The sequence below is a fragment of the Clostridium sp. LIBA-8841 genome, from assembly GCF_034439435.1.
Classification (GTDB): domain Bacteria; phylum Bacillota; class Clostridia; order Clostridiales; family Clostridiaceae; genus Sarcina.
The window spans coordinates 1-4,797 of record NZ_JAPCKJ010000012.1; the positions used below are offsets into that span (position 1 = coordinate 1).

The 4,797-nt window shown below is 25.8% G+C and carries 5 protein-coding genes; 2 read left to right on the plus strand and 3 right to left on the minus strand.

Translation table 11 applies throughout. The features are described from left to right. Positions 1-442: 442 nt before the first annotated feature. Positions 443-1,243 carry a pyruvate, water dikinase regulatory protein gene (locus OIF33_RS16955; protein ID WP_322505418.1) on the minus strand — a complete coding sequence of 267 codons (801 nt, stop codon included), beginning with the start codon at positions 1,241-1,243 and terminating at the stop codon, positions 443-445. A 156-nt stretch (positions 1,244-1,399) separates the two neighbouring features. After that, entirely contained in the window at positions 1,400-2,203 is an 804-nt protein-coding gene (locus OIF33_RS16960; protein WP_322505419.1) for a class I SAM-dependent methyltransferase, read from the minus strand. A gap of 180 nt (positions 2,204-2,383) precedes the next feature. On the opposite strand from OIF33_RS16960, the gene OIF33_RS16965 reads away from it, so the two are divergent. Next, the gene (locus tag OIF33_RS16965; RefSeq protein ID WP_322505420.1) at positions 2,384-3,139 is read left to right on the plus strand and encodes a signal peptidase II; all 756 of its coding nucleotides are present in this window, start codon (positions 2,384-2,386) and stop codon (positions 3,137-3,139) included. 115 nt (positions 3,140-3,254) lie between these two features. Beyond that, entirely contained in the window at positions 3,255-3,557 is a 303-nt protein-coding gene (locus OIF33_RS16970; protein WP_322505421.1) for a hypothetical protein, read from the plus strand. A 79-nt stretch (positions 3,558-3,636) separates the two neighbouring features. Here the strand turns inward: OIF33_RS16970 and OIF33_RS16975 are convergent, their stop codons facing one another. Continuing rightward, positions 3,637-4,686 (minus strand): extracellular solute-binding protein, encoded by a 1,050-nt coding sequence (locus OIF33_RS16975; protein ID WP_322505422.1) that lies wholly within the window; start codon positions 4,684-4,686, stop codon positions 3,637-3,639. Positions 4,687-4,797: the final 111 nt, after the last annotated feature.

Below are 4,797 nucleotides of genomic sequence, written 5' to 3' on the forward strand. Positions count from 1 at the left end.
TGTCGCCCTCAAGCGACTTTCTTAGTTTAACATCACTTCGAAACTTTGTCAACAACTTTTTTTCAAAACTTTTAATTTATTTTGTTAAGTTGTTTGTGTGTCTCTTAGCGACGAGATTTATCTTACCATATAGTATACCACTCTACAATTTATTAATATTAATATTTTAAAATTAAATTTATTTTTCTTTTATTTTCTAAAAATTTCTTAATATTTCTTATATTGATACACCAGGATTAGTATATATACCTTACATTTACAATCCAATATAATTTATTCAAATTTATTCCAATTAATAAAATAATTAAACTGCTAATAAATTTTAATATGCCATTTATATATATGTAATCTTTATTTAAGCTTTTCTTAATTTAGATATTTCATATAAAAATTAGTTCTTTAGAATTATTAGCAGTTATAAAATTGATTATAAATTATTCTTTTATTTTACTCCTAGCTTTTCCATTATGATTAAAGCAGTATCTTCTATGGCTCTTTGAGTTACATCTATAGTTCTACATCCTATTTTTCTCATTATTCTATCGGCAAAGTCAAACTCTTCTAATATTCTTGAATCAGAAGCATATTCTATATCTGCTGATATTCTATGAAACTTATCTAGCCTTCTTTTTCTTATTTCTATAAGTTGAAGTGGATTTATTGTAAGGCCAAATATTTTTTTCTTATCTATTTCATATAATTCATCTGGTACACCTACTTCTGGAACCAAAGGTATATTTATTGCCTTTATTCCCTTATTAGCAAGATACATACATAATGGTGTTTTAGATGTTCTAGATAATCCTACAAGTACCACATCAGCATTTTTTAATCCTCTATAGTCTTTACTATCATCATATTGCATAGCAAATTCCATAGCCTCTATTCTTTTATAATAAGCTTCATCAGTATTCCACATAGCACCTGGATTATAATCTGGATATTGATTTAATATTGTTGAAGCTACATTTATTATTGGACCAAGTACGTTTATTATGTTTATATTCTTTTCAATACATTTTTGTGTTAGATATTCTCTAACGTTAACAGTTATTATAGTAGATACGATCATACAAGCTTCACAATCCTCTATTGTTTTCATTAAGTCTTCTACATCTTCTAAGCCTTTAACATAGGGGATTCTCTTAACCTCAGCATTATCTTTAAATTGACTAGCAGCAGCTACAGCTACCTGTTGAGCTGTTTCTCCTATTGAATCTGAAACTGCAAAAATTGTTAACATAAAAATTGCTCCTCTCTTTCATCTAAAAACAACTATGTTATTAGTGTTGTTTTTTTAATGTAATTTACTCTCTTTTCCCTTTTAGTTTTTATATTTTATAGCTATTAAAGCTTTTTAAGCACAAATATTTTCAATTTAAATTTTAATAGTTACTATTTATTTTCTAGCAACTATAAGTAAATGTTCTGTTGAATCTCTAAACCTTTCATCCTCACATTTTTCAGTTGCGACCTTTAATAAATTAAAATATATTTCCTTATCTTCTAAGTAATATTTAGTCATATAAAATGCTTGTCCACTTAAAAAACTTTCAGCACCAGCTCTACTTAATATATTGAACCCAGCTTCATTAACTTCTTCAATTGCTTTTTCTGGCACAGTGAAATATGTTTCAGTAAAAGATTCCTCCTTACTAAATGATTTTTCATCAAATAGCTCATATATTTTATCTATATTTTTAAAATCTTGAGGAAAATCTGAAAGTCCCACTTTTAAAACTCCTAATGAATTTATGTAAGTTATTAATATAACACCATCTGGTTTTAATATTCTCTTACAGCTTTCTAATATTTTAATTCTATCTTCTTTAGACTGTATGTGATACATAGGCCCCATTAAAAGTACCCCATCATAAGAATTATCTTCTAAGAAGTTTAAATATAATGCATCACCACAAATATAATTATCTGCCTCTAACCCTAAACTTTCTATATTTTTTTTAGCCATGTCTATAGATTTATCTGATATGTCCATTAATGTGACGTCGTATCCTCTCTTTAATAACTCTATTGAATATCTTCCTGGTCCTGAGCCTATATCTAATATTTTACCCTCATTAGGAAAATATTCTTTTATCATGTACATAGTACTAAATAATTCTAATCTATTGTAAGGATCATTTAATCTAAGCCACTCATTTTTACTGTTTTCATTATAATAGTCTCTAATAATATCTGTCATAAAACACCTCATTATTTAATATGTGTGATAATTTATATATTCTTTTAAAATTCTATTTATCCTCTTTAATTATAATAATTAACTATGTTAAAATTGATTTAGTTTAATTAATTTCAATATTATAAACCTAAAATTAATTTAATTAAATATAATAATGGTATATTTTATAGGGAGGTAATCATGAATAAGAAAAAGTGGGTAACTATTGGAATACTACCTATAATGTGGTTAATTTATTTCTTATTTGAATTCTTAACTGGAAGAGTTGAAAATAATTCAGAAACTTTTATGATGTTATTTCTAGCACTTCCCTTTGCATTAGTAGGATATTTAGTTTATGCTTTATGGAATAAACATAAAAATGGCTTTAGTAATAAAACTTTATTATGGTTATTTGCATTTTTAATGATTTTAGACCAAGGAGTAAAATTTATAATATATAAATGGTTCTTTAATACTCATTTTGATATTATAGGTAACTTTTTATCATTCCAACCAATAATAAATACAGATGGTTCTTGGCTAAATGTAAGATTTGGAGCAGGAATAAACTTTGGATTTCTTATAATATTAAACTTAATAGCTTTATTTATATTCTTTGAAGCCTATAGATATTATGTACATAATGGACATAAAGATTTTAATGCTGATATGTGTATAATCTTTATAATGGCAGGGGCTTTATGTTCTTTAATAGACAAGGTCTTTTACGGAGGAAGCTTAGATTTCATAGGAATAAGTAATTTATTTATAGCTGATTTTAAGGATATATATATAAACCTAGCTATATTATTCTTCTTACTATGTATTTATTTCAATGATTATTGGAAAGATGACAAGCCTAGTACTTTAAAAGACGATTTTGCTTCAATAAAAAAATTCTTTATTTTTACTAAAAATGATTTTTTAAAGAATATTCTTAGAATAAAAAAATAGGATATTTGTAGGATATTACAAAATTAATATAATTCCCTATTTAGCATAGACAAAGCTTCTCATTATGATATATTTAAGTTGTAGAGAATTTACTATTTATGAGAGGAGAGTAGCTATGCTAGTAAGATGTATAGATAATTCATTATGCTCAAGCCTAACTTTTGGTAAAGAGTATGTTGTAATTGAAGAAGGAGATAAATACTACGTTGTAGTTGACGACAGAAACAAGGAAATTACAACTAAAAAACAAAGATTTGAAGTTATCGAAGATAGTGATTTAGCTAAAAAAGCCAAAGCTACTATAAATGAACTTAACTTCCAACTTAATAACGAATTTAAAGATATTAAAGACTTTAAAGTTAGAACTAACTCTAAAGGAGTTATCAAAGAAGTTATCATTAAATTCAAATACGAATAAGCTATTTACAATTCACACTTTAAATATAAAAGAGATATTATGTGCAAACATAATATCTCTTTTTTAATTTAATTATATACTAAGATTTTTTTCCATTAGCCGCTGGCTTGGTAGGTGCTTCCGGTTTTACTACACCATTAAAATATTGAACCCATTTATTTTCATTATCAAAAATAACATTATTATCAATATCTAAAGTTTTAAAATCTTTAATCCAATCTGGAGAATATTTTATTGCTACAGGTAATGAAGGCATTATATTAAACTTTTGTGCTAATTCTAATTGAATCTTTGGTCCAGCGACAAACTCCATAAATAATTCTGATGCATTAGGATTTGGTGCTGTTTTTAAAATCCCTGCACATTCTGTTACCACAGGTGCCCCATCTGGAAAATCAACCTTCGTAATATTAGCATCATTTTTATATTTTTTATTAAACACATCTAAAGGAAGGATTCCTATTGGAGTTTCTTTTGTATTTAAAGCCGTTGTCAATTCATCATAGCTATTAAAGAATGTAGCCACATTTAATTTTAAACCTTGTAAAAATGTATTTCCTACATTTTCATCATTATTTGCAGCCTTACTTAAATATGATGCTGTAGCAGAGATAAAGTATTTTGTATAATCATTATTAGAGTTTACCATAATTAATTTATTAGTTAACTTTCCATTTCCTAAATCAACTAAATTCTTTGGTACAAGATTATCTGGTAGATTTGTTTTATTATAAGCAACAACTATAGGATTTCTATAAATTGAATACCAATATCCATCCTTATCCCTATAGTTTTCATCTACGTCTCCAAACCAACTTGTTTTATATTCTTGTAAAAGATTATCTGAAGCTACCTTTTTATATAATTCACTATTTCCACCTAAAACAACATCAATATTTGAATTTTTAAAATCATCTTCTTTGATTTCATCTTTAACTTCATATTTAACAGTTATTCCAGTTTCTTTTTTAAATTCATCAGCAATATACTTCATAACTTCATCAGGATATTTACTTGTTACAACTACAGTATTTTCTAAAGTTTTTCCCTTTGATCCTCCACAGGATACCATTGAAAATGAAAATATCAGAAGTAAACCCAATGATAAAATTTTCTTTATCCCTTTCATTACTTTCCTCCCAAATGTTATTAAATATAACCATAAAATCTTTTTATATTTACTGCTTATTTAAATCATTTACTATTTAAGTATAAATTATTTTCCAAGTAATTTATATAA